The organism is Oceanospirillum linum (genome assembly GCF_001995095.2).
GTDB lineage: Bacteria > Pseudomonadota > Gammaproteobacteria > Pseudomonadales > Halomonadaceae > Oceanospirillum > Oceanospirillum linum.
This window is the reverse complement of record NZ_MTSD02000001.1, coordinates 1055878-1082032: the sequence shown is the minus strand read 5'-3', so window position 1 is coordinate 1082032 and position 26155 is coordinate 1055878. Positions and strand designations below refer to the sequence as shown.

General features: G+C 48.9%; 22 protein-coding genes. 9 read left to right on the top strand and 13 right to left on the bottom strand.

Annotation, left to right across the window (positions count from 1 at the left end):
* The first annotated feature begins 135 nt into the window (after positions 1 to 135).
* Both BTA35_RS05005 and ftnA read left to right on the top strand, forming a co-directional pair.
* Positions 136 to 1263, top strand: coding sequence for a GGDEF domain-containing protein (locus tag BTA35_RS05005; protein ID WP_077243283.1), 1128 nt, complete (start codon positions 136 to 138; stop codon positions 1261 to 1263).
* A 455-nt stretch (positions 1264 to 1718) separates the two neighbouring features.
* Positions 1719 to 2252 carry a non-heme ferritin gene (ftnA, locus tag BTA35_RS05000; protein ID WP_077243282.1) on the top strand — a complete coding sequence of 178 codons (534 nt, stop codon included), beginning with the start codon at positions 1719 to 1721 and terminating at the stop codon, positions 2250 to 2252.
* An 86-nt stretch (positions 2253 to 2338) separates the two neighbouring features.
* Here ftnA and BTA35_RS04995 read toward each other — a convergent pair whose 3' ends face one another.
* The 3 genes from BTA35_RS04995 to BTA35_RS04985 all read right to left on the bottom strand — a co-directional run bounded on the left by BTA35_RS04995 (position 2339) and on the right by BTA35_RS04985 (position 4444).
* The gene (locus BTA35_RS04995; protein ID WP_077243281.1) at positions 2339 to 3331 is read right to left on the bottom strand and encodes a WD40 repeat domain-containing protein; all 993 of its coding nucleotides are present in this window, start codon (positions 3329 to 3331) and stop codon (positions 2339 to 2341) included.
* Positions 3328 to 3804, bottom strand: a complete 477-nt coding sequence (locus BTA35_RS04990; protein WP_077243280.1) for an Rsd/AlgQ family anti-sigma factor — start codon at positions 3802 to 3804, stop codon at positions 3328 to 3330. Before BTA35_RS04990 ends, BTA35_RS04995 begins: the two co-directional genes overlap by 4 nt.
* 130 nt (positions 3805 to 3934) lie before the next feature.
* Positions 3935 to 4444: a disulfide bond formation protein B gene (locus tag BTA35_RS04985; protein ID WP_077243279.1), complete on the bottom strand. Its 510-nt coding sequence runs from the start codon at positions 4442 to 4444 to the stop codon at positions 3935 to 3937.
* A gap of 251 nt (positions 4445 to 4695) precedes the next feature.
* Here BTA35_RS04985 and BTA35_RS04980 point away from each other — a divergent pair, with 251 nt between their 5' ends.
* Positions 4696 to 5109, top strand: a complete 414-nt coding sequence (locus tag BTA35_RS04980; RefSeq protein ID WP_139363618.1) for a flagellar basal body-associated FliL family protein — start codon at positions 4696 to 4698, stop codon at positions 5107 to 5109.
* 110 nt (positions 5110 to 5219) lie between these two features.
* Here the strand turns inward: BTA35_RS04980 and gshA are convergent, their stop codons facing one another.
* From gshA to yrfG, 6 genes are all read right to left on the bottom strand, one after another.
* Entirely contained in the window at positions 5220 to 6809 is a 1590-nt protein-coding gene (gshA, locus tag BTA35_RS04975; RefSeq protein WP_077243277.1) for a glutamate--cysteine ligase, read from the bottom strand.
* A gap of 252 nt (positions 6810 to 7061) precedes the next feature.
* The gene (locus BTA35_RS04970) at positions 7062 to 9422 is read right to left on the bottom strand and encodes a Tex family protein (RefSeq protein WP_077243276.1); all 2361 of its coding nucleotides are present in this window, start codon (positions 9420 to 9422) and stop codon (positions 7062 to 7064) included.
* A gap of 272 nt (positions 9423 to 9694) precedes the next feature.
* Positions 9695 to 11251, bottom strand: coding sequence for a phosphoenolpyruvate carboxykinase (locus BTA35_RS04965; protein ID WP_077243275.1), 1557 nt, complete (start codon positions 11249 to 11251; stop codon positions 9695 to 9697).
* A gap of 662 nt (positions 11252 to 11913) precedes the next feature.
* Entirely contained in the window at positions 11914 to 12786 is an 873-nt protein-coding gene (gene hslO, locus BTA35_RS04960; protein ID WP_077243274.1) for an Hsp33 family molecular chaperone HslO, read from the bottom strand.
* A 187-nt stretch (positions 12787 to 12973) separates the two neighbouring features.
* The gene (gene hslR / locus BTA35_RS04955; protein ID WP_077243273.1) at positions 12974 to 13375 is read right to left on the bottom strand and encodes a ribosome-associated heat shock protein Hsp15; all 402 of its coding nucleotides are present in this window, start codon (positions 13373 to 13375) and stop codon (positions 12974 to 12976) included.
* A 67-nt stretch (positions 13376 to 13442) separates the two neighbouring features.
* Positions 13443 to 14120, bottom strand: a complete 678-nt coding sequence (yrfG, locus tag BTA35_RS04950; RefSeq protein WP_077243272.1) for a GMP/IMP nucleotidase — start codon at positions 14118 to 14120, stop codon at positions 13443 to 13445.
* 764 nt (positions 14121 to 14884) lie between these two features.
* On the opposite strand from yrfG, the gene BTA35_RS04945 reads away from it, so the two are divergent.
* The 6 genes from BTA35_RS04945 to BTA35_RS04920 all read left to right on the top strand — a co-directional run bounded on the left by BTA35_RS04945 (position 14885) and on the right by BTA35_RS04920 (position 20069).
* Positions 14885 to 15745, top strand: a complete 861-nt coding sequence (locus tag BTA35_RS04945) for a TRAP transporter substrate-binding protein (RefSeq protein WP_238377488.1) — start codon at positions 14885 to 14887, stop codon at positions 15743 to 15745.
* 258 nt (positions 15746 to 16003) lie between these two features.
* A complete protein-coding gene (locus tag BTA35_RS04940; protein ID WP_077243271.1) occupies positions 16004 to 16645 on the top strand; it encodes a TRAP transporter small permease in 642 nt (213 codons plus the stop codon).
* Positions 16642 to 18039: a TRAP transporter large permease gene (locus BTA35_RS04935; RefSeq protein ID WP_077243270.1), complete on the top strand. Its 1398-nt coding sequence runs from the start codon at positions 16642 to 16644 to the stop codon at positions 18037 to 18039. Before BTA35_RS04940 ends, BTA35_RS04935 begins: the two co-directional genes overlap by 4 nt.
* Positions 18040 to 18425: 386 nt before the next feature.
* A complete protein-coding gene (locus BTA35_RS04930; RefSeq protein WP_028304561.1) occupies positions 18426 to 18635 on the top strand; it encodes a cold-shock protein in 210 nt (69 codons plus the stop codon).
* A gap of 289 nt (positions 18636 to 18924) precedes the next feature.
* A complete protein-coding gene (locus BTA35_RS04925; RefSeq protein WP_028304561.1) occupies positions 18925 to 19134 on the top strand; it encodes a cold-shock protein in 210 nt (69 codons plus the stop codon).
* A 386-nt stretch (positions 19135 to 19520) separates the two neighbouring features.
* Positions 19521 to 20069 carry a YtfJ family protein gene (locus BTA35_RS04920; RefSeq protein ID WP_202931166.1) on the top strand — a complete coding sequence of 183 codons (549 nt, stop codon included), beginning with the start codon at positions 19521 to 19523 and terminating at the stop codon, positions 20067 to 20069.
* A gap of 198 nt (positions 20070 to 20267) precedes the next feature.
* Here the strand turns inward: BTA35_RS04920 and BTA35_RS04915 are convergent, their stop codons facing one another.
* The 4 genes from BTA35_RS04915 to BTA35_RS04900 form a co-directional block, all read right to left on the bottom strand.
* Positions 20268 to 21686, bottom strand: coding sequence for a DEAD/DEAH box helicase (locus BTA35_RS04915; protein WP_077243269.1), 1419 nt, complete (start codon positions 21684 to 21686; stop codon positions 20268 to 20270).
* Positions 21687 to 22001: 315 nt separating this feature from the next.
* Positions 22002 to 23372 carry an NAD-dependent succinate-semialdehyde dehydrogenase gene (locus BTA35_RS04910; protein WP_077243268.1) on the bottom strand — a complete coding sequence of 457 codons (1371 nt, stop codon included), beginning with the start codon at positions 23370 to 23372 and terminating at the stop codon, positions 22002 to 22004.
* Positions 23373 to 23410: 38 nt separating this feature from the next.
* Complete coding sequence (doeA, locus tag BTA35_RS04905) at positions 23411 to 24733, bottom strand: ectoine hydrolase (RefSeq protein WP_077243267.1); 1323 nt, start codon at positions 24731 to 24733, stop codon at positions 23411 to 23413.
* Complete coding sequence (locus BTA35_RS04900; protein ID WP_077243392.1) at positions 24730 to 25983, bottom strand: aspartate aminotransferase family protein; 1254 nt, start codon at positions 25981 to 25983, stop codon at positions 24730 to 24732. Before BTA35_RS04900 ends, doeA begins: the two co-directional genes overlap by 4 nt.
* Between the last annotated feature and the right edge of the window lie 172 nt (positions 25984 to 26155).

The following is a 26155-nucleotide window of genomic DNA, read 5'->3' as shown; positions in this document are numbered from 1 at the left end:
GCTAGATCGTGCAATTTGCTGCTGATTGTGTCGTCTGAGGCGACCGCTTTATTGGAATGTCCGGTTTTTTTCTGGTACAAACGTTTAACCCATAAGGATACGGGCCAATAATAATAAAATGCAGCAGAGGGATATATGATCAAGATAATCGCCAAACTGGCCCCTCAGCTTGTCCCGAAGGATCAGCACCAACGCCTGAGAATGAGGCGAACGTTAATGGCAACAGGCTCTGGCCTGGTGCTTACGGCTGTCGTACTTTTGTCGATGGCGCTGGACTTGGTTCAGATGCCGATGGCGTACTTTTTCCTTTTGTATACTATGATCTGGTTAGGGAATCTCTGTTTCCCTTTAATGATTAGCTACGATATTAATCTTCTTTTTAAAGACCCCAGTCTTACGATTCCCCAGCTGATCTGGCACACCTTTACGAATACCATTTCTATCTATCTTGTCCCTGAACTACAGAATGTATTTCTGATGTACTACCTGCTTGTTGTGCTTTTCGGTGCTTTCCGAATGCAGAAGCGAGGCTTTTTTATTGTGGGTGGCTTTATTTTGCTCTGCTACACCACTGTGATGCTGGTGCATCAGCTCAGTGGTGCCGGTGCAGAGATAAAAGAGCAGAGCCTGATCTCTCTGTTTTTCATTTTTATGCTGGTTGGTGTCAGTATTATTGGTACTGAAATAAGTAGTTTGCGCTGGGCCCTGAAAAAACGTAATGCTGAGATGAACGAGGTAATGAAGCAAGCAAAAGAGCAGGCGATTACGGATGACCTGACAGGCTTGTATAACCGGCGCCATTTAATGGCAATCCTGCGCCACCAGCAGGCCCTTGCTTATCGTGGAGAGTATGTCTTCAGTCTTTGTTTTGTCGACCTGGACCACTTTAAGCAGGTCAATGACAGGTATGGTCATAAGGCGGGCGATGAGGTCTTACAGACCTTCGCAGATATCGCCCGTAATTGTGTGCGGGAGGTAGACTTTGTTGCCCGACTGGGAGGAGAGGAGTTTGTTTTAGTGTTGGTGCAGACACCTCTTGAGGGTGCGTGTTTGGTGGCCGAGCGGCTACGGTTATCTATGGAGCAGGCCCGGCTTGATATTTTGGCACCGGGGCACCGGGTGACAGCCAGTATTGGTGTTACTCAATACCGGCCAAAAGAGTCTATCGAAGAAACTATGCACCGGGCAGACATTGCCGTCTACTCTGCAAAAAATCGCGGTCGGAATCAGCTGGTATCTGATCATGAACTGGAGCATTACTGAGATTTTCCTGGTGATGGTGGCGGCTGATGTGTAACTCGGTAGTTCTGTAAGAACGGTTGACGGAGGTGAGCCGGGCTTTCTTTTCGGGAAAAGCTCTTATATGATAATGGTTACCATTTTGTATTCGGTGCTTTTATTATTTTTATAATGAGTTAGTGATTCTGCATCTGTTTTAAGACCCTGCTCTGAGGCTCTGACCATGGCAAAGACTTTGAAACCCGGCCGCTTATGTAAACTGGGTAAAGATGACATCAGCAAGCATTTTCGTGAGTTGACCCAGGTAACACGAACCAGTAATTTTCTCTGTGGTAAATGCGCTCGCTCAGCATCAGATAAAAAGCGCCTTTGCCGGCCTTTAGAAATGTAGCTTTTTCTTCACAGAACCTGAATATTGCACCAATGTATTCTGACAGTATGATATCTCTTGTTATTACCCGCCTCGTTTAGGAGTTTCCATGTTAAAGAAAGCGATGATTGATCGTTTGAATGAACAGATCAACCTGGAGTTTTATTCCTCCAATCTCTACCTGCAGATGAGTGCGTGGGCTGAAGATAAAGGCTTTGAAGGCTGCGCCGGATTTTTGCAAAAGCACGCAGATGAAGAGATGCAGCACATGAAGCGCTTGTTTACTTATGTCAATGAGACGGGTGCGATGGCAAAGCTGGGTGCGATTGATGCTCCACCAACGGAGTTCTCTTCCATCAAGGACCTTTTTGAGAAGGTGTTTGAGCATGAATGTCTGATTACCCAGAAAATTAATGAGCTGGCTCATACGGCCTTTACGGAACTGGATTATTCAACATTCAGCTTTTTACAATGGTATGTTGCCGAGCAGCATGAAGAAGAGAAGCTGTTCAAGGGCATTCTGGATAAAATTGAGATTATCGGTGAAGATGGCAAAGGGCTGTTTTTTATTGATAAAGAGATTGGCAAGCTGGTGGGCAAAGAAGTCGGCAGTGTGATGGATTCTTCAGAGCCAGAATTCTGATTTGATCTGTAAGCTCTGGCAGGACATAAAAAAACCGGTGGGGAGCATTATCTCCTTACCGGTTTTTTTCTGCCCGGAAGCCAGGGTTAACGGGCAAACTGATAGGCCAGCCCATTGCTGGCTATTGCTCTGATAGAGCTGTTGCTGACAAAAGCGATATCCTGGATAACCACGCCGGATGGTTTCCATGCATTGCGCTTGCTTGCTTCCCAGCCGGCAATAGCTTGCTGACTGGACAGATCCCAGAGTTTTAATTTACCTGTACTGGTTCCTGTAGCCAAAAGCGATTGGTTTTGGCTGAACGTGGCGGCAGTATAGGTTGCTGCAGCGATCTCTCCGCCTCGGTTTATATCAATATTCATAGCAATCTTGCCGCTGATAAGATCGACTACAAGTCCTGAGCCAGCCTGAGCGCCACTGAAAGCAAAGCGGTTGTCCGGGGAGATTGCCATGGAACGCACTTGATTATCATGAGACCACTGACCTCGGATCTCGCCATTTTCTGTATTCCACAGATAAACCACTCCGGTTCGCGTACCGGCCATAGCCAGAGAGTTATCATCGCTCAGACGAACGGCGGAAATCGTGTCATCAGTAGTGAAGGTTCTAACCCCTTTTCCTTGGGAAGTGCTGATCAAAACAGCCGTGCTATTATCCAGGCCGGCTAGGAGGAATTGACCATCGGCAGAAATATCCAGGCTGCGCACGTCTGCGGGTAGCGCCCAAAAGTTAATAGCCTTACCTGATGTTGCATCCCAGAGTGTCAGTTTTTTCTGTTCTGAGGTCGCACCATAACGGCCATTACCCGCAATCGCCACATGATCTAATAATGAGAAAGTGTCAGCTTTATGATTCCAGTTAAAGACACGCTCATGCTGAGGCAGTTGCCATAGACTGCCACCGTGATGAATTGAGGCTGCAACCGCTAAGCTGCCATTATCTGATAGAGCCGCATCATAGTGCCCTTTAGTCGCCAGTGACCATGTTTGTTCTGGTGGCGTCAAATCCGAGCAGCCAGATACGGCCAGCATAAACAAAGTCACTACGGCAGCAGCAACTGTTTTACCTGTATGGATCATGAGCCTACAAGTTCCCGGTGTGCTGTGTGCAATGTTTCGATTAGGGTGTCTTCATGCTGAAAGCGGTCTGCCAGATACTCTCCCAATATAGAAAGTTTATCAGCAAGCACGCTTGTAGCATCGGCCGTTGATATTTCAGCGCCATAAGCTTCATTAAAATCCAGAATAACATCAGTGCTTTTCTGGATCAGAGGGAAGATTTTGTGACTCAGATTAATGGCATCCTGATCTGAAAATGCTTCTGCCTCACGACACAGCTGTTCAAAGATCTCAAAATGGCCTGCAGAGGTGTAGTCAACCATCACATCACAAAGTGCCTGCACCTGGCTGGGTGTCACCGGAGCGTCCTTGTTTATCTGATGGGCAACCTCAGTGTAATTCACGATCAGCTCCTGACGTTCCTGGAGCCATTTGTCGATCATTTCGTGAACACCGCTCCAGCGCTCACGTGCATTTTTACAACCTTCAAGCATGGCAGACCTCCAGCATTTGTATGGGCCTACAGGCCATCAAAAATCGCGTATCAAATATGCAGTTACACCCAAGCATACGGTAGCGATTCGGCAATGTCACCTGTGTTAATCAGCAAATATATTAATGGGTTTACTGGATGCCTTTTTTGTCTTTGATCTTATAATGAGCAAGAAAAATCAGGCCTGAAAGACCTAAATAAGCAAACATCGTCCACCATGGAATTGATAAGCCAAGGAATAGCCATGACACTTCGGCACACTCACCACTGCCACTGAGCACCTGATTAATGACCGATGTGAAGGGGAGTACCTCCAGCATGTAATCAAGGCCGGGCCCACAGGAAGGGACCTCAGATGGCGGCAGATTCTGTAGCCAAATATGGCGAAGGGAAAGTCCGACACCTGTTGCCAGAGCGGCCAGATTCAGGCCGCTGATGGAGCGCTGTAGTCCTGGGCTCGCTGGGTTAAAAAGAGCCCCAGCTAAAAACAGAATGCCTGCGACCATAAAGCAGACCCGCTGAAAAATACAAAGCGGGCATGGCTCCAGTTCAAATACATGCTGCATCACCAGGGCGCTGGCAATCAGAAGAAAACAGGCAATAAAGCCAGCCAGGTTAATCGTGCGGTAATTAAGAGGCATTCTCTGTCCTTATAAATCGGTTAGGGCAAGGCATCATTTTTGTGCGCGCCAGGATTCTATTATATGTGGCTTGCTCATTGGAAAAAATCCGCTGCAGCCCTACAATAGAAAGATCTTTGACTCAGGTGATAGCCAGAGTGACTGAAAATGTAACCTGGTTGCAGCCATAGAGTGTTTTCATTCCGGCAGGTTCCCCATAACTGCGGAAGGGCGCCATAAAAGCGGACAATGATAAAACTGGAGAATGCTGAGTGATTAAATTAGTAAAACATAGCGTGTTAGCTGTACTGATTATGTTTGGGATGGTGGTGCAAGGCTGGGCTGCAGAGGCAGAAAGTGGTTCGCCGATTGTATATACCGAGATGAAGCCTTCTTTTGTGCTTAATTATGGTGACCCCGGTCGTCTGAAATATCTCAAAGCGGATATTACTCTGGTTACCAGTTCTCCGTTGGCAGAAAAGACGGTTGCTCATCATATGCCTCTGATCCGCAATGAGCTGGTGTCACTACTGAGCCGTCAAACAGATGAAGCTGTAACGACACCTGTAGGTCAGGAGCAGATTCGTATGGAGGCAACTCAATCGGTAAAAGATCTGATGCTGAAAGAGGTTGGGCATCCGGTTATTGATGATCTTCTCGTGCTGAACTTTATCTACCAGAAGTAAACTCCTGCTTTGAAAAACCTCTCTGTGGCTGGATCCAGTCACAAGGAGGGGTACCCGTCAGCTCTGGCAGCTCTGCCCTCCGTTGCGGGGGACAATTTCAGTGCTCATTATCAGGCGCTCTGTCTGGCCATATAGTCGGCCAGAAAGGTGTCAAAATCGATCTGGTCGGCCTCTTCCTGATCTGCTTGTTGGCGGATCGAGCTTTCAGAAAGCTGGATAAACAAGGCTTCCCTGGCTTTGTTAATAGGGGTGGTGCGTAACAGATCAGCCTGCTGATGGGCTTGTTGCTGAGCAAATGCAGTGAAGCTACCCGCCTTACGAATAGCCTCCAGAACCTGCGCAGACGGCGTTAACTCCGGCTGGTCTATTAAGGGGCGGAAAGCATCCAGCGCCGCTTGATGGATGGCATTATCATTACCGCTATCCAGTAACTCAGCAACTGGTTGCAGACGGTCAAACAGCTGGTGGCTCCACTCCTCACGGGAGATTGTGCCTTTTGGCGTTTGTAACATTAGCCCTGGGAGCCGACCCCGGTTAACGATATCGCTGTGATTTTCATCCAGCATTTTACATTCATCATCAGGTATCTGAGTGCTGTTCTCCAGTAGGCAGAACAGCAAAAATGTATCGACAAAGCGTGCCTGCGTTTCTGTTATGCCGATCGCTTCAAAAGGATTCAGATCGATGCAGCGCACTTCGATATACTCTACTCCACGCTGAGTTAATGCCTCAGACGGGCGTTCGCCACTTTCTGTAACGCGCTTCGGGCGGATATCGCTGTAGTACTCGTTTTCAATCTGCAAAATATTGGTATTTAACTGACGATACTGACCATCAACCTTAACTCCCAGGGTTTCATAGGGCGCGTAAGGTGTTCTGATAGCATGATTCAGCGTGTTGACATAGTTTTCAAGTGAGTTAAAGCATATTTTCAGGCTTGACTGCACATTGTTCTGATAGCCCAGGTCGCTCATACGCAGAGATGTAGCATAGGGCAGGAACAGGGTGTCGGTATCCAGTTCGTCCAGCTGATGTGGCTTATCCTCAACAAAACTTTTATCCACAGCCGGAGAGGCGCCGAACAGATATAGCAGTAACCAGCTATAGCGACGGAAGTTTCGGATCAGCGCGAAGTACTGCTCTGAAATAAAATCCTGCAGGACTTGAGGGTCTTTGGCATCTCGCTCAGGATATTTCAGGTGCAGCAAAGCTGGCCATAGAGCCTCTGGCAGAGAGAAGTTGTAGTGCAGACCTGCAATGGATTGCATGATACGGCCATAGCGCCAGGAAAGGCCGTGGCGATAAACGGTTTTCATGATGCCGGAGTTTGAGCTGCCGTACTGAGCAATGGGGATGCTTTCATTACCCTGCAGCTTGCAGGGCATGCTGGCGGGCCAAATGACTTCGTCGCCCAGATGGCGGTAGCTGAAGACGTGTAAATCTTTAAGAAAACCCAGTGTTTCTGTCAGTTTGCTGGACACTGGTGTGATAAATTCCAGCAGAGCTTCTGAATAGTCAGTGGTGATATAAGGGTGGGTCAGCGTTGAGCCTAAAGCTTTTGGGTGATCGGTCTGGGCCAGCTTGCTTGCGGGTGTTGTGCGTAAACCCTCCTTTTCGAGTCCGCGCTTGATCTGGTTGAACAGGCCGCGCTGGGCAACAGGGCGTAAAAACTCGATACGATCTTTGATGGTTTTGGTCAAGGTGCTTCCCCTAATACCAACCGGCTTTACCGGCGCATATAGCGTTTCAGTCGCTGAGTCTCACTCGGGTAGGAGTGTTCGCTCCCAGCGGGTTTATCTACAAAAAAACCGGCATACGCCAGTCGAAAAAAGCCTGATCTGGCAATATGGGGGCGCAGAGTCAGGCTTCAAGCTATGCTGTCAAAAATTGGATTGCTTAAATTATTCAGCCATAATAATTCCGATGATTTTGGTCAGAATATGGCGGTGTCGCTATTTTCGCTGTTTTTTCTGTGCCTGGGCAAGCAACATTCCCAATGTCCCCATATTTTCTGGTTGACCGCTTTTATTGCTTCCACCCTGCTGTCCACGGCGGCTCTTGTCTTTGGCGTGATCACGACTCTCCGAAGAGTAGTTTCTGCCCCGGCCTTTGTCATTACCTGTTGAGCTATTACTTTTTGCTTCAGGCTCATCATTCAGGCGCATTGACAGAGCGATACGTCGGCGCTGCTGGTCTACATCCATGACTTTAACCTGCACAATATCACCGGCTTTTACCACGGTGCGGGGGTCCTCGACAAAGCGGTTGGATAGGGCAGAAATATGTACCAGACCGTCCTGGTGAACACCTATATCAACAAATGCACCGAAGTTGGTAACGTTTGTAACGGCACCTTCAAGTACCATTCCGGGTTTAAGATCGCTGATCTCTTCAACGCCTTCCATAAACTCTGCGGCTTTAAACTCAGGTCGAGGGTCGCGACCGGGTTTATCCAGTTCCTGTAAAATATCCGTCACTGTGGGCAGGCCAAAATTATCGTCGATGTACTCGATTGGGTTAATGCCTTTCAGAAAGCTGGAGTCACCGATCAGAGTATCTACTTTACGCCCATTGTTCTCTGCAATTTTCTTCACGACAGGATAGGCTTCCGGGTGAACTGCAGAGGCGTCCAAAGGGTTTTTGCCATTCATAATGCGCAGGAATCCTGCGCACTGTTCAAAGGCTTTTGGCCCAAGGCGGGCAACTTTCTTCAGGTCGGTTCGGCTGTTAAATGTGCCGTTTTCGTCACGATAGCTGATGATATTCTGGGCCAGAGTTGCGTTCAGACCGGATACCCGGTTCAGCAAGGCAACGGAGGCGGTATTAACATCGACACCTACGGCGTTAACGCAATCTTCCACCACTGCTTCCAGGCTACGGGCCAGTTGAGTTTGTGAAACATCATGCTGATACTGGCCAACGCCAATGGATTTCGGGTCGATTTTAACCAGCTCTGCCAGAGGGTCCTGCAGACGGCGGGCGATGGAGACTGCACCCCGAATGCTGACATCCAGATCCGGGAACTCTTTTGCCGCCAGCTCTGAGGCTGAGTAAACAGATGCACCCGCTTCACTGACCATGATTTTGCTGACCTTGCGATCTTTAATCATTTTTACCAGGTCACCTGCCAGTTTGTCCGTTTCGCGGGAGGCTGTGCCGTTACCGATACTGATCAGATCGACATTATGTTTCTCAACCAGTGCCGCTAAAACCGCAAGGGACTCGCGCCACTGGTTTTTTGGTACGTGGGGGTAGATCGTCGCATAATCAAGCAGCTTACCTGTGTGATCAACCACGGCGACTTTAACACCTGTACGTAAGCCCGGGTCGAGACCCAGTGTGGCCCGAGGCCCTGCAGGCGCAGCCAGCAGCAGGTCCTTCAGGTTGCCAGCGAAGACCTTTATTGCTTCCATCTCTGCGGACTCACGCAGGCGGGTCATGAGTTCAGTTTCGATATGAGTCAGCAGCTTAACCCGCCAGGTCCAGCGTACAACTTCTTTTAACCAGGTGTCCGCCGGACGCCCTTGATCCTCAATACCGAAATGCCGGGCGATCATCTCCTCGCAGGGATGTATTTTCAGCTCTTCCGCCTCCGGTAAAACGATGGCAAGCTGTAAGGCGCCTTCATTGCGGCCGCGGTACATGGCCAGCGCCCGGTGGGACGGGGTTTTATTGATGGGCTCATTGTGCTCAAAGTAATCACTGAATTTCTCACCGGTTTGCTCCTGACCGGGAACAACCCGGGACTGAAGTTCACCCTGCTGCCAGAGTCTGGTACGGAGCATATCCAGTAAGCTGGCATCTTCACTGAAGCGTTCCATCAGGATCTGTTTGGCACCATCCAGGGCCGCTTTGATATCGGCAACCCCCGTGTCAGCATTGATATAGGCTTCAGCGGCGGTTTGTGGATCGGTTTCGGGTGAGTTAAATAACAGGTCTGCCAAAGGCTCCAGACCGGCTTCGCGGGCGATCTGTGCTTTGGTGCGGCGCTTCGGCTTATAGGGCAGATACAGATCTTCCAGGCGGGTTTTCGTCTCAGCACTCATAATATCGGCTTTTAGCCCGTCGGTTAGCTTGCCCTGATCATCGATGCTTTTCAGGACAGTGTTGCGACGATCTTCCAGTTCGCGCAGGTAGCGCAGACGTTCTTCCAGATTACGCAGTTGAGTATCATCCAGGCCCCCGGTGATCTCCTTACGGTATCGCGCGATAAAAGGAACGGTCGCGCCTTCGTCCAGCAGGGTAACAGCGGCACTGACCTGGGCCTGTTTAACGCTTAGTTCTTCGGCAATACGGTGGGAGATCTGTTCCATGAAGATGACTCTCTTTTTTCTGACTGAGGCATAAGCTGGACAAGCGATAGCAGCCTGACAACTCAAGTGTTTCGTTAACGGGTTGAATTAAATAAGCTGTGATTTTATACAGTAACTGTGGGTTTGGGGCAAAATTTTTATGGCAGAAATTTGTTGAAACCCCGTAACCGAATGCAAATGCCGATCAGCGCTTGTTGGTGCAACTCATTAGCGCAGAATCAAAAAAGGCGAACACCTTGGTGTTCGCCTTTTTCTGAATCCGTTGCCGGATCTTACAGCTGAGGACCTGCCGCGATGATCGCTTCGTCCACATCGTTGAACTTCTTGAAGTTTTCAACGAATTTAGCTGCCAGCTCTTTCGCTGCGGCATCGTAGCTCTCTGGGTTAGCCCAGGTGCTGCGAGGCTGTAGCAGGTTGGTCTCAACACCCGGTACTTCAGCAGGTACCGCCAGGTTGATGCCTTCCAGATGTACGGTTTCAATATCTTCCAGCGCACCATTCTGGATTGCAGAGATGATGCCACGGGTCGTTGGGATGCTGAAGCGCTGGCCTTCACCGTATGAGCCGCCAGTCCAGCCGGTGTTAACCAGATAAACTTTGGAGCCGAACTCTTCGATGCGTTTGATCAGCAGCTCGGCATACTCAGCGGCAGGGCGTGGGAAGAAAGGTGCACCAAAGCAGGTTGAGAAGGTAGATTTGATGCCACCACCGGAACCCATTTCTGTTGAACCTACCAGAGCTGTGTAGCCGGACAGAAAGTGATACGCCGCTGCTTCTTTCGACAGAACAGAAACAGGCGGCAGTACGCCAGTCAGGTCACAGGTCAGGAAAACAATCGCTTTTGGCTCACCGGCACGGTTTTCCAGAACACGCTTCTCGATGTGCTCCAGTGGGTATGTCGCACGGGTATTCTGGGTCAGGCTTACATCAGTGTAATCAGGCGCACGCTCGCTATCCAGAACGACATTCTCCAGTACGGAACCAAACTTGATCGCGTCCCAGATAACCGGCTCATTTTTCTGAGACAGGTCGATACATTTCGCGTAGCAGCCGCCTTCGATGTTGAATACAACGCCTTTGCCCCAGCCATGCTCGTCATCACCGATCAGGTAACGTTCCGGGTCTGCAGACAGAGTGGTCTTACCGGTACCGGACAGACCGAAGAACAGAGTTGTTTCGCCATCTTCGCCAACGTTTGCAGAGCAGTGCATCGGCAGAACGTCTTTCTCCGGCAGCAGGAAGTTCTGTACGGAGAACATCGCTTTTTTCATCTCGCCGGCATACTGCATACCCGCCAGAAGTACTTTGCGCTTGGCAAAGTTGATAATAACGGTGCCGTCAGAGTTGGTGCCGTCGCGCTCAGGCTCACAAACAAACTGAGGCGCATTAATAATCTGCCACTCACCCTTGTTTTTCGGGTTGAACTCGTCAGGACGAACAAACAGGGTGCGGCCAAAGAGGTTGTGCCATGCTGTTTCGGTGGTAACACGAATCGGCAGGTAGTGTTCCGGATCAGCACCAACGTGCAGTTCGGAAACAAACGTATCTTTCTGAGTCAGGTACTCTTCAACGCGATCCCAAAGAGCATCAAACTTGGCAGCGTCAAACGGACGGTTGATTGCGCCCCATTCGATCAGATCTGCAGTACTGGGCTCTTCAACAATGAAGCGATCCATTGGAGAGCGGCCGGTGCGGTGGCCAGTAGAAACTACCAAAGCTCCGTTGCTGGCCAGTTCGCCTTCTTTGCGTTGAACAGCCATTTGAACCAATTCAGCGGTGCTGAGGTTGGTGAACGTCATTACAGAGCTATCGTCAATCGATGTCGTCATTTACTTGTGTCCTTCGGCTCCAGCCGATCAACTACTATCAAACCGGGCAAACTTACCAAAGAGGGCAAATTTACCAAAGCGGGCAAATTACCAAGCGGGTACTAAAAACCGATTCTTTAGGGCGTCGCCTTCGGGGATCAATCCCAAAACAGCTTGTCTGCAGACGCGGTTTTTAGGCGCGTATTATGTCAAAAAAAGCAGGTCTGTGCGAAGCCCTAACAGGAAGAAAATCCTGAAAAACAGTTACAAAACAAAAATCTTGATGCAGTTGCACACAAAAAAGCAGAGGTTTTTAGAGTATTTCGCTGAAATTTTAGTGTTAAAGATGGTTTACGCTCTAAATGATAGAGGTTCTTACTAAGCGTAACTTACGTCTACCAAATGCAAAAAATGTCATAAAAAAGGTATCAGGCTCACTTTTTATGACCGGATATTCACTGTTTTTAGGACGTATTTCGGGCTGAAATTTATTTTTTGTAGTTTTACTACAAGAAATTTGAGCGGAAAGAGGATGTTTTACCGAAATAAAGGAGAGGTTTTCCGGTATCGCTGCAACACAATCAGGTTGCAACGATACTTTTTTATAGAAAGATATCTGGGTTTATAGTCGTTACCTGAAGTATTGGTGCTATATACCCGGGGTTTAATCGGTAAGTGTCCGGTCAATGAAGAACCGGTGATGGCGCATCGGGGTTATCAAAAAGGTTTTCAATATCAGCCGCACTGAAGCGATAAAGTGTGTTGCAAAACTGGCACTTGCTCTCAACGGCTCCCTGCTCCCTGATCACTTCGTTCAGCTCTTCTTTTCCCATGCTGACCAGTGCGTTTTTAACACGCTCCTCAGAGCAGGTGCAGTTAAAGCGCAACGGACTTGCTGCAAAAATACGTACCTCTTCCTGGTGATAGAGGCGATGCAATAGGTCTTCAAAAGGTAATTCGGCAAGCTCTTCATCTTTAATGGTTTCTGCGAGACTCACCGCATGTTCCCATGCGTTCAGATCTGCCTCTGTCCGTTCTGATGGCAGAGCCTGAAGCATAAAGCCAGACGCGACCTTACCTGTAACATTGAGCCATAGGCGACTTGGTAATTGCTCGGATTGTTCAAAGTACTGTTCCAGGCAGTGCGCCAGAGTTTCACGTTCCAGAGAGATAATGCCCTGATAACGCTTGCCATTGGTGGGTTCAATCGTGATGACAAGTTGGCCTTCACCCATTAAATCCTTCAGCGTGTTGGCGTCGCCCAGCTCTCCATCCCAGCGGGCAATCGCTCGCAGATCTCCTCCCGGATTGGACTCGGCCATCAGCAGGCTGCAGGGGCCAGGGCCTCTTGCCTGGAGTGAGAGGATGCCATCTACTTTAACAATGGCTGTCAGCAGGGCGGCTGCGGAGAGCATTTCACCCAGTTGTTTTTCAATAGCAGGTGGGTAGCTGTGTTTATCAAGTACTTCCCGGAAGCTATCTTTTAGCCGAACGACCTCACCTCGGACGGGAGTGTTGGCAATCACAAAGCGCTGAATCAAGTCGTATTGGCTCATAAATCTCTTCTGTATTGTCGGTCAGAGTACTCTTGATCGTGATGTTTCTGATCTTGGTACTTCTGGTTACGGTATTTTGGGCGTGGGTTTCGCGGGGTGATCTAAAACAACCTGAGGTCACATTATTCACAGGTTATCGACATGGCGATAACACCCGTATATGGCTATGCCATAAGACGTCCTTTTATTATAGTTCACTATCAACCCGTTTAAAGCGGTGGATCATCCGGCGGTCTTTCTTATTAGGACGTTGATCCGGTGCTCCAGTAGTGTTTTTCATTAGCTTGCGCTTTTCTGCCTCTTCTTCCCGCTTTTTGATACTGGCTGCTGTTTCTTTATAGAGAAGAGCGGCTTCTGGTGCTCCCCGTCGTTGATCGGAAAGTGCGATAATCTCGATCCGCTTTTCATCCCAGCCCTGGGGGAGTGTCAGCATGGCTCCAATTTCAGCCATTTTGCTGCTTTTACAGCGATCCCCGTTGTAATGAACCTTGCCACCTTCAATTGCTTTTTTGGCTAAGGCCCGGGTTTTAAAAAAACGAGCGGCCCAGAGCCATTTATCCAGGCGAACTTTGGTATGGGGTGTATTCATGCCGTTACCTTTAAATATCTTTGTGCCGGTCTATTGAATTTTGAGCCTGCAACTTTTGGTGTTGCTATCAGCTGATAATGGTTGAAAATTTACTGACACCGGGATAACGGGTCAGTGTTCTCTCCGGTGAACGCATATCCGGCTGCATAATGGTATAGAGGAACTGAATACCAAATTCGCGAGCAGAATCCAGCACGCTCTCATTGTCGTCGATCAGGAGTGAACTGGCAGGATCGTAATGGATCTTTTCTGCTAAGGCTTTCCAGAATGCAGGATCTTCTTTCGCTATTTTAAGCTCAGCGGAACTGACAATATGGTCTACATACTGATCAAGGCCTGTCACCGGAAGTTTGATCTCAAGACTATGATGGTCAGCATTGGTTGCGAGAATAACCTGTGCCTGATGTGTTTCGAGAAACTTCAGCAGTTCTATGGCGTCACTTCGAAAACCAATAAGGTGCTGAACTTCTTTTTTAAGCGCAACGATATCGACCTTAAAGTGATTGGCCCAATAATCGAGGCTGTACCAGTTAAGTGTGCCCTGTTCTTTGGTGATCTCATCGATCACATACGCCTGAGCACTGGCATGATCTAGTTTGTGCAGTTCAGCATAGCGCTTAGGGAGGTGCTCCAGCCAGAAGTGACTGTCGAAGTGAAGATCCAGCAGAGTGCCGTCCATATCCAGCAGGACTGTTTTGATTTTTTGCCACTCAGGGGAGGTGGCGGGCCGAATATTGTTCGTCATAAGTGACCTTTACGGGAGAGCTGGATCGGTCTGTCTGGCTGTATTTCTGCATATCACCGGACAAAGCTATGAGTTAACAAATGGGGGAGTGTCGATGAAATTCAAGTGTCATTTGCTTGCTCTGTCGTTATTGGGTGCATTGCTGGTGGCATCTTGTGTGAAATGCCGCACACTTCGCTTTATGCCGGTTGTTTTGTGCTGGATTGTAGAAAATCCGCACTGAATTTAACACTTAAGGCTTCCGGAACTCTGTTGCAGGTGAAACCGCTTTAGACCTAGGTCTAATGCTTTGATGTCTGAGATGGGTGGTTGTCCGCCTATGTTTTTTAGTATTGTGCGGAAATCCGCGCATTATTAGATGGCTTTAAAGTTTTTGTTGGATGTTGTTTTTTTAAAAAACCTTTTTAAATCATATTGTTATCCATTTTGATGTGAGTGCTTTTAAGTTGGCATAGTATTTGATTGTTTAGGGGCGGTCGCAGCCTTTAAGTCATTTGGGCTGGCCTTTGCAAGTTTGTGGCCGGCGTTGTCCGGCCTTTTTTGCATACCTGTTGGCTTATATCGGGTGCTCCTGTGGAGATAACCGAAAGCCAAGGGCGATATCACATAACAACAAATTCCATTAGGAGTCGGATCAATGCGTTCACTCACCAAAGCGGTTACGCTTGCAGCATGTATGTTTGCCAGTGCAGCCACAGCTTTCGCAGCACCTGTAACGATCAAGTTTTCTCACGTTGTAGCAGAAAATACCCCCCAAAGGTCAGATGGCTCTTAAATTTAAAGAGCTGGCTGAATCCCGTCTGCCAGGCAAGGTTAATGTTGAGGTTTATCCAAACTCTCAGCTGTTCGGTGACGGCAAAGTTCTGGAAGCGATGCTGCTGGGCGATGTTCAGATTGCTGCGCCTTCCCTGTCTAAATTTAAGAAATACACCAAGCAGCTTCAGGTCTATGATCTGCCATTCCTGTTCAAAGATATGGATGCAGTTGACCGTTTCCAGAAAGGCCCTACTGGCCAGAAGCTACTGACTTCACTGGAGAAACGCGGTCTGATGGGACTGGGTTATATCCATAACGGTATGAAGCAGATGTCAGCTAACAAGCCTCTGCGCACGCCTGCAGATGCTGAAGGCCTGAAATTCCGCATCATGACTTCAGACGTTCTGGTATCTCAGTTTGAGGCCGTTGATGCGATCCCTTTGAAAAAGCCGTTCTCTGAAGTTTTCACCCTGATGCAGACTAAAGCGATTGATGGTGCTGAAAACCCATGGTCGAACCTGTATTCGAAAAAATTCTTCGAAATTCAGGATTATGTGACTGAGACCAACCACGGTGTTCTGGACTATATGGTTGTAACCTCTGCCCGTTTCTGGAAAGGCCTGGACGATGATGTTCGTGTCGAGCTGAAGAAAGCAATGGATGAGGCGATCGCTTACGGTAATGGCGTAGCGAAAGAGAAAGCGATGGGTGACCGTCAACGTATTATCGACTCTGGTCGTACCACTGTCCTGCAAATTTCTGATGCTGAGCGTCAGCAGTGGGTAGAAGCGATGAAGCCTGTTTGGAAACAGTTCGAGCGTCAGATTGGTAAAGACGTTATTGATGCTGCCGTTCAGGCTAACAACTAACAACCTTGCTTTACTGAGATGGTTTTTGCCTCTTCAGTAAGGTGTGTTGTAGCGCTCTGTCTACTTTAAGAGCGGTTTAATGCACTTAATGAGCGCGTAGTAGAGAAGAAAATGCCGCTGCCAGTGCGCTGGCAGCGGTGTTTTAAAACCCTCACATACCCCCTTTGGCTTCTATTCCATTACCTGATGGCCCGATGGTTTTCACCGTCCGGCTTTTATCCGGACAGAGCCTGCTCACGAAACGATGAGAGTTTAATCATGGTTGTACGTTTCATTCATAAACTTGAAGAGAACATTGTTGCTCTCTTGCTGGTCGCCATGACCCTGCTGGTATTTGCTGAAGTGATTATGCGCTTTGTCTTCAGCACTGGTGTGACCTGGATTCAGGAAGCAACCCTTTACACTGCTGCATGGTTTGTACTGTTTGGCGCCTCTTATGGAGTGCGTATTGGTGCGCATATCGGGGTTGATGTCGCGGTAAAATTGCTGCCCGAACCGCTACGCCGCCTGGCCGGTCTTGTTGCCATCGCACTGTGCTTTGTTTATTGCGCCCTTTTCCTGTTAGGTTCCTGGGACTACCTGCAGCTGATGCATATGATCAATATTGAGATGGAGGATATCCCTATTCCTAAGTGGATGGCGATGATGATCATGCCGGTGGGCTTTGTGTTATTGGTCATTCGTTTCGCTGAGTTGGGCTGGGGCATTCTTACAGGTAAAAAAGATGGCTTCCATCTGGCTGATGAAGGTAAGGAAAGTATGCATCTGGCGGAAGAGCTGCAGAATGCAGCTGATAGCGCCAAAGCCGAAAAAATGACTTCTGAGCAAGCTGATTCCGGCTCAGATAGCCAAGATAGACCTGATGTTAATAAACCTGGTACTTCGGGAGCAGACAAATGACAATTGCTGTACTTTTCCTGATTTTGTTTGGCTGTATCTTCCTGGGTATGCCAATTGCTGTGGCACTGGGCTTGTCCAGTGTGGGCACTATTCTGATGTTTTCGGGGGATTCCCTGGCATCTGTATCGTTGAAGCTATTTGAAGCGTTATCGCATCATTACACTCTGCTGGCGATTCCTTTCTTTATCCTGTCGTCAGCCTTCCTGTCTACCGGTGGTGTAGCCAAGCGTTTGATTAACTTTGCAGTAGACAGTATCGGCCACGTTAAAGGTGGTCTGGCGATGGCCTCTGTTATGGCCTGTATGTTGTTTGCAGCCGTATCCGGTTCTTCACCTGCAACGGTAGCTGCGATTGGTACTATTGTGATTGCCGGTATGGTTCGGGCTGGTTATCCGGAAAGTTTTGCCGCAGGTGTTATTGCGAACGCAGGTACTTTGGGTATTCTGATTCCACCCTCTATCGTGATGCTGGTATATGCTGCGGCGACAGAGGTATCTGCAGCCCGTATGTTTATGGCGGGTATGATTCCGGGTCTTATGATGGGCGGTATTCTGATGATCGCCATCTATGTTGTGGCGCGCATCAAAAACTTCCCGGCTCAGCCATTCCCTGGGTTCCGTGCCCTGTTCCGCTCAGGTGCGATCGCCATGGGCGGTCTGATGCTGATCGTGATCGTTTTGGGTTCTATTTATGGTGGTGTGGCGAGTCCGACTGAAGCAGCTGCGGTTGCTGCCGTTTACGCTTTTCTGGTTGCTGTGTTCGGTTACCGGGATATGGGGTCTCTGAAAGATAAGCCGTGGCGCTATGATGGTGAGTCGATAGGCGCCTGTGTAGGGCGTAACCTGGCGCAGATCGGTATTGCTCTGCCGCAGTCTTTCTTTGATGCTGAAGTAAAGCGTGTTGTTCTGGATGCAGCTAAAGTTTCTCTGATGCTGCTGTTTATCATTGCCAACGCCATGTTATTTGCCCATGTTCTGACCACTGAGCGTATCCCGCACATCATTGCGGAAACGATAATTGGTTGGGGCCTGCCTGCCTGGGGTTTCCTGATTGTGGTGAACATCCTGCTGTTGGCGGCGGGTAACTTCATGGAGCCATCCGCGATTCTGCTGATTATGGCTCCGATCCTGTTCCCTATTGCAACTCAACTGGGCATTGATCCGATTCACCTTGGTATCATTATGGTGGTGAACATGGAGATCGGTATGCTGACACCGCCAGTAGGTTTGAACCTGTTCGTGACAGCAGGTATTACCGGGCGGAGTATGGTTTGGGTGATCAGAGCTGCACTGCCTTGGCTGGCACTACTGCTGGGCTTCCTGATTCTGATTACCTATGTGCCTCAGATATCTCTGTTCCTCCCGGAGTATATCGATCAGTTGAACGGGTACTGATCAACGTAAAGACTTTCAATCCGACAGGCTTTGATTCAGGTCTTGAATCAAAGCCTTTTCTGGCGGCAATACTGCCAGACTTTCTTACTGTGCTTGTGCGTAAGCACTCTGTTAACCCCGCCATGAGCGGGGTTTTTTTATTGGTGCTCCAGAATGGACAAAGAGGAGAAAGGAGAGGAAAGAGAAATATCTGAAATAAAGCTCGCTATTCGGTCTGTCCTTATGTACTATGACTGCAGCTAGAAAGAAAGCCGCTAATTTATATTCTCCAATACGTAGTTTTATTCGTAATACCTCGTCCTGTAGTTTCTAAGTTCAAGTCTATTCTTCAGCAAAAAACCGCCTTTGAAGGCACTTTTACTTTTCTAAATTCAGGTGAATTTATTATGTCTAATACTATCCGTGGTACTGTTAAGTGGTTTAACGAAGCTAAAGGTTTTGGTTTCATCGAGCAGCAATCTGGTCCTGACGTGTTTGCTCACTTCAGTGCAATTGCAAGCTCTGGATTCAAAACTCTGACTGAAGGTCAGCAAGTTGAATTTACTGTTACTGATGGCGCTAAAGGCCCTCAGGCAGAGAACATCGTTGCTCTGTAATTTTACAGATAACCTTGTTTGAAAGAAGCCAGTCCTAGTGACTGGCTTTTTTTGTTTTATTGGCTAATGATATTTTTATTTCTATATACACTATAAAATAGTGCTGGCTATTTTAGTTTTCTTTATGTATTATGATTGCAGCTAGAAAGAAAGCCGCTAATTTATATTCTCCAATACGTAGTTTTATTCGTAATACCTCGTCCTGTAGTTTCTAAGTTCAAGTCTATTCTTCAGCAAAAAAAACGCCTTTGAAGGCACTTTTACTTTTCTAAATTCAGGTGAATTTATTATGTCTAATACTATCCGTGGTACTGTTAAGTGGTTTAACGAAGCTAAAGGTTTTGGTTTCATCGAGCAGCAATCTGGTCCTGACGTGTTTGCTCACTTCAGTGCAATTGCAAGCTCTGGATTCAAAACTCTGACTGAAGGTCAGCAAGTTGAATTTACTGTTACTGATGGCGCTAAAGGCCCTCAGGCAGAGAACATCGTTGCTCTGTAATTTTACAGATAACCTTGTTTGAAAGAAGCCAGTCCTAGTGACTGGCTTTTTTTATGCCTGAAATTCATACTCTTCTGTTTTCTCTGTTTTCTCTGTTTTCTCTGTTTTCTCTGTTTTCTCTGTTTTCTCTGTTTTCTCTGTTTTCTCTGTTTTCTCTGTTTTCTCTGTTTTCTCTGTTTTCTCTGTTTTCTCTGTTTTGTGAAAATTAAAACAAACGACTGTTTTAAATTAAATGGAATTGGTTTAGGCTGAATTGTCCTGAAAATCAGTCCTGGCCATTAACGTATCCGGGATAAAAATAAAAATGAAAGGAGATTTCTATGGCATTCCGATTCCATTATCTGAGAAATATACAACATAGCTCACGGGGAAGGAGCTTATTCGTCGTGCTTAAAAATGCATTTCTGATGCTGATCCTGGGTATGTCCTGGCAGAGTTATGCTGCGGTTGTCCCTGAGGCATCGTTACCGGCTGTGAGTGTAGAGGATGGCGGTGAGCTAGTGCTTAATGCCGGAAAGATTGACTACAGTCCCTGGCAAAGCCAGCAGCTAACGGGCAAGGTATATGTGATTCAGCATATAGCAGGTCGTTCTTCAGCCAAGGCTCTGAATGCTCCGTTAATTGACCGTATTAAAGCTGAGAATCTACCTAAAGACCGTTATCAGACGGTAACAGTCGTCAATACCGATGATGCAATCTGGGGAACCGGCGGTATTGTAAAAGGTAAGCTGGAGAGCAGCAAAGAAGAGTTTCCATGGTCAATGATGGTTTTGGATAAAGAGGGCGTTGCACGCTCAGCTTGGGGGCTGAAGGAGAAAAGCTCTGCAGTTATTGTGGTGGACACGGAAAATCGGGTGCGTTGGGTGAAAGACGGCGAACTGAATGATCATGAGCAGCAAGAGGTGATGGCTCTGATCCGGCGTTTGCTCGAATAAATACAGGTTTTTATTTGTTGAAAGTGTAATAAGCCCGCTGAGTCTGCTTCTCTTCTCGCCCCGGATTCAGCGGGCTTCCTTTTACTGCCAGCAATTTTGGCAACGGGTTCTAAGGAGGCCAGGCGAAAAAAATGCCCCATCAGGAGCATTTTTATCAGGGCTTATCGCCCTTGATATATTGGGCTGGAATCCGCCGGGTCAACGGTTACCCCAAGGTGAGGTTTGTTTGTTAGCTGAGAAGCTGCGCTTGGGTTTGTTCTCAGACTGGCGAGATGTATTGCCAGAGCTTGAATGATTAGCACTTAGCTTGTCGCGTGAAGCGGGCTTGCCCTCACCTGATGCCTTATCGGCATGACGACGGTTTTTACCGGCAGGCTTATGGCCACGGGCATTTTCACCGGAACGCTGACCATCTTTATGTTCACCCTGAGGGCGTGAGCGCCTTGGCTTCTGAGGTCGGGAAGGGGATGAAGACCCCAGGTCATTTGTGGGTTCAAAGCCTGCAACGGTATGGCGTTCGAGTTTATTCTGAATAAGGCGCTCAATATCATTCAGCTGTTTAGTTTCATCTGCACTGACTAAGGATACTGCTTGCCCGGAAGCGCCTGCCCTGCCTGTGCGGCCAATTCGGTGTACGTAGTCTTCGGGCACGTTTGGCAGTTCAAAATTGACGACCTGGGGTAGTTGGTCAATATCCAATCCCCGTGCTGCGATGTCTGTCGCAACCAGCGTACTAATCTCACCGCTTTTAAAAGCAGCCAGTGCTTTAGTTCTCGCACCCTGGCTTTTATTCCCGTGAATCGCGGCCGCGCTGATGCCATTCTTTTCCAGTACCTTGGTCAGCTTATTCGCACCATGCTTGGTACGGGTGAAAACCAATACCTGATGCCAGCTCTCGCTTTTTATCAGATGGGAAAGCAGGGCCGATTTACGGTTTTTATCTACCGGACTAATCCACTGTTTCACAGTTTGTGCAGTGGAGTTTGCAGGCGCAACCGATACTTCAACCGGTTGATGAGCAATACCTTTTGCCAGCTTGCGAATTTCGTCGGAGAAAGTCGCTGAAAACATCAGATTCTGACGCTTTGCAGGGAGGACCGCCAAAATTTTGCGAATATCATGGATAAAGCCCATATCCAGCATACGGTCAGCTTCGTCCAGCACCAGTATTTCAAGGTGGTTAAAACGCACCGCCCCCTGTTGATAGAGGTCGAGCAGGCGGCCAGGTGTCGCAACCAGAATATCGCAACCGTGTTTCAGCCGTGCGATCTGTGGGTTAATTTTTACCCCACCAAATACTACACTGCTGCGCAGAGGCAGGCCTTTGCTGTAGAGAGATACACTTTCTCCGACCTGTGCGGCAAGTTCTCTGGTCGGTGTCAGAATCAGTGCCCGCACCTGATTACTCTTGGTAAGCTGACCTTTGCTCAGGCGCTCCAGCAGCGGCAAGGTGAATCCTGCTGTTTTACCTGTGCCGGTTTGAGCCGCAGCCATCACGTCTTTGCCTGCGATTACTGCCGGAATCGCCTGTGCCTGAATCGGGGATGGAGTTTCATAACCCTGCTCGCTGACGGCGGCAAGAATAGGGGCGCTAAGGCCCAGATCGGCAAAGCTCATAACCGGTGATCTCTTAATAAATAGATAAAAAAGCAGGCGCACAAGGTGCATACAGGGGACCGCATAAAGCGGTGGTGAAGCTTACAGCATGTGCCGCATGAGGGCCATTGTATAATGTGTTTTTCTTGTTACTGGGTGCATCTTAGCAAAAATGCTGCAAAGGTATTTCTGTATTGAGGCAGCTGAAAAAAGCCCCGGCAGAATAGCCACCGGGGTTTAGAGGGAGGATTTAATGACAAATCCTTTCGGGACATCTTTTTTGTTTGCTCCGTGATTCTTGGGTAAGGGGTTGTAAAAATTTGCGGGTATCGGGCGTCACTCGGTTTTGGGCCCAACCCAGACTTGCTGAGTATTTACAAACTCCATGATGCCGTGAGGGCCTAGCTCCCGGCCAAAGCCTGAGCGCTTTATGCCACCACTTGGCAACCTAGGGTCGGTTTTTACGATGCCGTTAACGACAACCTGACCGGCCATGATTTCCCGGGCCATTGCTTCGCCCCTTTCGGCATCGGTCCATATAGATGCTGCGAGGCCATACTCGGTATCGTTGGCGATATTGATTGCTTCATCGGCATCAGAGGCTTTTATCACTACAGCGATAGGTCCAAAAGTTTCTTCGCGGCAGGCCAGCATCTCATTGGTGACATTTACCAGCAGAGTAACGGGATAGAAAAAACCGTCCCGCTCAGGAATCTCACCACCGAGGAGGCAGCGCCCCCCAGCGTCAAGGGTCTGCCGCACCTGTCGATCGAGATTGTCCCTAAGGTCTTGTCGGGCGATGGGGCCTATATCTGTGCTTTCCTCCTTTGGGTCTCCCATCTTCAGCTTTTCTAAGCGTAGCTTTAGCTTAGCCACAAAGTTATCGTGTACGGCTTCTTCCACAATGATGCGCTTAGCCGCTATACAGGACTGACCGGCATTGATAATCCGTGACAGAGTAATGGCATCGGCTGCGGCTTCCAGATCAGCATCTGCCAGTACAATGGCGGGGTCAGAGCCACCTAACTCAAGAACGGAGGGTTTGATTTCTGAGGCAGCGATTGATGCGACGATGCTCCCCGCTTTACCAGACCCTGTGAAGGATACAGCCTGAATCCGGGGGTGCCGGATTGCGGCTTCTACCTCAGGTGTCTGTAACGGGAGATTTTGCATAATGTTGTCAGGAATTCCTGCTTGTTTAAACAGGCCGGCAATTGCCTCGGCACAACCCGGTACATGGGGGTCATGCTTCATCAGGCAGGTATTACCGGCCATCAGTGTTGGGGCGCAAAAGCGAAATGCCAACCAGAAAGGGGCGTTCCAGGGCAGAACGCCTAAAGCTGGGCCTATGGGAAGATGCTGCACATAACTGTGACTGGCATCGGATGGCAGTGTTTTAGGACTGAGGTACTCCTCAGCATGCTCGGCGTAATGTTCAGCACACCAGGCGGCCTTGATGACTTCAGCTCTTGCTTCTTTAATAGGCTTACCCATCTCTTCTGTCATGGGTATCGCCAGCATATCAACACTTTCGCGCATGATACGGGCAACTTTGATCAGTACCACAGCTCTGTCGGCAAAGCTGAATTTACGCCAAGTCTGCCAGGCCTCGTAAGAGGCCTCCACGCGTTGCTCCATTCCGGCTTTGTCCAGGGATGGTTTTTCATAAAGTGTCTGTCCGGTTGTCGGATTGATTACGGATAACATATCAGGCTCCTTGTCATCGGTCAGGCGTTTAGCTGCGCTCAGGACGTTTTCTTGGTGGCTTTAGATTTAGTGTGGTGTTTCTCTTTGCCCGCTGCTTTTCCCGATTTAGTGTGTTTGTTCTTCTTCAGGGCCTGTACCGTTGCCTGAGCATTTTCGGTGGGAAAGGTACTCGGGATGACATCCTTGATCTCTGTTTCAGGTTTAACGATAAAATCCTCCTCCATACCTTCGAAGAAAGAAGCACAACCTGTATCGGTAATATAGATAGTGTCTGAGATGCCACAGGTTTTATCGCCATCAACACCCCACATCCATGGGATAATATGAAAGGTCATACCTGGTTTTAGTATGGTGCTGTCGCCTTGCTTCAGGCTGATGATATAGCCCTCATCCCAACTGGGTGGAAATGCGATGCCGATGGAGTAGCCGGAGCGTGTGATCAGGCGGGCACCTACATCATTTTCTGTGATGATGGTGCGTACCAGGTTATCTGCATCGGAGACGGTCATGCCTGGGCGAAGTTCGGCACGAACCTGCTTAAGGGCGTGCTTCATGGTTTCCTGTGCTTTGTACATGGAATCGCTCAGTTCTCCGCAAACCACGGTGCGCATCATCGCGGTGTGGTAGCGCCGATAGCAGCCTGCAACTTCCAGAAATACATGCTCGCCGGGCTGAACTTTGCGCCCTTCCCAGGTTGCGTGGCCGATCATGGACCGAGGGCCTGAAGTGACATAGGGCATCACTGCCGGCGGCTCTCCTCCTGCACGGAACATCGCTTCACTAATAGCGGCCCCTATCTCGTTTTCTGTCACACCTGGGTATACAGCATCAAAGCCTGCCCGCATCCCGGCAACGGTGGCTTTTGCGGCGATTCGCATAATCTCCAATTCTGCTTCTGACTTGCAGGCACGTCCTTCTTCTACAATGCCAAAGCAGTCCATCAGACGGCCATCGGTGAAGGCGGTATGCAGGTAGTCCTGATGGTATGCGGGGAAGAAATAGCTGTTGCGCTCGTAGCCCAGTATTTTATCCGATAAACCAAACTCTCTCAGTGACTCAATCAGCATCTGAATCGCATCGCCTGTATCCGGGTAAGGACGGGTTTTTTCGACCCAGGTACGGGCATGTATATTAGAGGCCTCCATCATACGAGTAATCATAAAGGGCTCATCGTCCTGGGGAACGACCAGTGCCTGGAAATAGGAGTATCCAGTGGTTTGATAGTCTGTCAGGTACATCAGATTTTCGGGATCGGTGATAATCACCGCATCCAGAAGACGCTCTTTCATTCGTTGGCGGAGATCATTCAAACGTCGCTCATACTCTGCGAATGGAAAGGTCATATCATCCCGTTGCTTCATTGGCGTGCCTCCATAACCGTTTTTACTGCGCGTTCGAGTATCTGTAGCCCTTCTTCCAGATCATTGTCGGGGATCGTTAAGGGGGGGATCAGTTTGATGACCTGGCCATCAATGCCACAGGGACCTACCAGTAAACCCTTGTCGAAACATTCACGGGCAATCGCTTTTGAGCTTGCGCCATTTTGGATGTCCAGTGCCTGGATCATGCCTTTACCACGGGCTGTGACATTAGGGTACTGGGCAGCTAGGGCTGTCATTCGATCTGAAATCATCGCCCCTCTTTCCAGTGTTAGCGCCATGAGAGCGTCATCTTCGAAATAGCGAAGTGCTTCGCGCCCTGCCACAAAAGAGAAGCCTTGTCCGCGGAAGGTGCCAGTATGCTCCCCTGGTTGCCAGTGGGCATCGTGCTCCGGTTTTACCAGATTCATCGCCAGTGGTGTGCCAAATCCGCCGATCCCTTTTGCCAGGCAAATAATGTCCGGGTCGAGCCCCATTTTATCGAAGCTAAAATAGCTGCCGGTGCGACCACATCCCACCTGAATTTCATCGATAATCAGGAGTGCTCCCAGGTCTTTTGCCAGATTTTGCAGAGCCATCAGCCAGGACTCACTGGCAACGTTAACCCCGCCTTCGGCTTGTATGGTTTCAACAATAAAGGCAGCCGGTGCTTCCAGGCCACTACTACTATTTTCATAACTGGCCCGTAGGGTTGCCAGGCCTTCAAGTCCACCGCCAACATTGCTTTCAAAGGGAGCATGCTGAACATGGCCCAGTGGCACACCTGCAGCATTACGGAAGTATTGGTTGGCCGTGCAGGCCAGGGAGCCCAGTGTCATACCATGGAAGCCCTGACTGAAAGCGACAATGTTCTCCCGGCCTGTGACTCTGCGGGCCAGTTTCAGAGCAGCCTCTACAGCATTGGTGCCGGTGGGGCCCATAAACTGCATTTTGTAATTCATGTTGCGGGGTTTAAGAATGGTTTCGGCAAATGCGCTGATAAAGCTTCGCTTAACCGTTGTGCTCATATCAAGACTATGGGCTACACCATCGGCCTGAATAAAGTCGATGATTGCCTGTTTCATGTGCGGGTTGTTGTGACCAAAGTTCAGAACACCTGCACCTGCGAAGAAGTCGATATAGCTTTTGCCTGCCTCATCGGTCTGTCGGGCATTAGACGCCGATGCAAATACGGTTGGATAGGCCCGGGAGTAGCCCCGGATTTCAGATTCCCATTGCTCAAAAATTTCCATAACCCCTCCCAAACTGAGCGAATACAGCGATGTACCGCCCAGTGTGCAGATACTGCCCTTGCGGCAGCTCGGTATTTTTAAATGCAGCCAGTTCACCAGACACTCCCTGGAGGAACTGACCAAAGTGATGAAAGATCCTGTCTGAATCAGAGTTCAGGCTGAAAAAAACCTC

Coding starts and splice junctions, on each gene's coding strand:
- BTA35_RS05005 (WP_077243283.1), top strand. CDS start 136: ATGATCAAGATAATCGCCAAACTGGCCCCTCAGCTTGTCCCGAAGGAT.
- ftnA (WP_077243282.1), top strand. CDS start 1,719: ATGTTAAAGAAAGCGATGATTGATCGTTTGAATGAACAGATCAACCTG.
- BTA35_RS04995 (WP_077243281.1), bottom strand. CDS start 3,331: ATGATCCATACAGGTAAAACAGTTGCTGCTGCCGTAGTGACTTTGTTT.
- BTA35_RS04990 (WP_077243280.1), bottom strand. CDS start 3,804: ATGCTTGAAGGTTGTAAAAATGCACGTGAGCGCTGGAGCGGTGTTCAC.
- BTA35_RS04985 (WP_077243279.1), bottom strand. CDS start 4,444: ATGCCTCTTAATTACCGCACGATTAACCTGGCTGGCTTTATTGCCTGT.
- BTA35_RS04970 (WP_077243276.1), bottom strand. CDS start 9,422: ATGGAACAGATCTCCCACCGTATTGCCGAAGAACTAAGCGTTAAACAG.
- BTA35_RS04965 (WP_077243275.1), bottom strand. CDS start 11,251: ATGACGACATCGATTGACGATAGCTCTGTAATGACGTTCACCAACCTC.
- hslO (WP_077243274.1), bottom strand. CDS start 12,786: ATGAGCCAATACGACTTGATTCAGCGCTTTGTGATTGCCAACACTCCC.
- hslR (WP_077243273.1), bottom strand. CDS start 13,375: ATGAATACACCCCATACCAAAGTTCGCCTGGATAAATGGCTCTGGGCC.
- yrfG (WP_077243272.1), bottom strand. CDS start 14,120: ATGACGAACAATATTCGGCCCGCCACCTCCCCTGAGTGGCAAAAAATC.
- BTA35_RS04945 (WP_238377488.1), top strand. CDS start 14,885: ATGGCTCTTAAATTTAAAGAGCTGGCTGAATCCCGTCTGCCAGGCAAG.
- BTA35_RS04940 (WP_077243271.1), top strand. CDS start 16,004: ATGGTTGTACGTTTCATTCATAAACTTGAAGAGAACATTGTTGCTCTC.
- BTA35_RS04935 (WP_077243270.1), top strand. CDS start 16,642: ATGACAATTGCTGTACTTTTCCTGATTTTGTTTGGCTGTATCTTCCTG.
- BTA35_RS04930 (WP_028304561.1), top strand. CDS start 18,426: ATGTCTAATACTATCCGTGGTACTGTTAAGTGGTTTAACGAAGCTAAA.
- BTA35_RS04925 (WP_028304561.1), top strand. CDS start 18,925: ATGTCTAATACTATCCGTGGTACTGTTAAGTGGTTTAACGAAGCTAAA.
- BTA35_RS04915 (WP_077243269.1), bottom strand. CDS start 21,686: ATGAGCTTTGCCGATCTGGGCCTTAGCGCCCCTATTCTTGCCGCCGTC.
- BTA35_RS04910 (WP_077243268.1), bottom strand. CDS start 23,372: ATGTTATCCGTAATCAATCCGACAACCGGACAGACACTTTATGAAAAA.
- doeA (WP_077243267.1), bottom strand. CDS start 24,733: ATGAAGCAACGGGATGATATGACCTTTCCATTCGCAGAGTATGAGCGA.
- BTA35_RS04900 (WP_077243392.1), bottom strand. CDS start 25,983: ATGGAAATTTTTGAGCAATGGGAATCTGAAATCCGGGGCTACTCCCGG.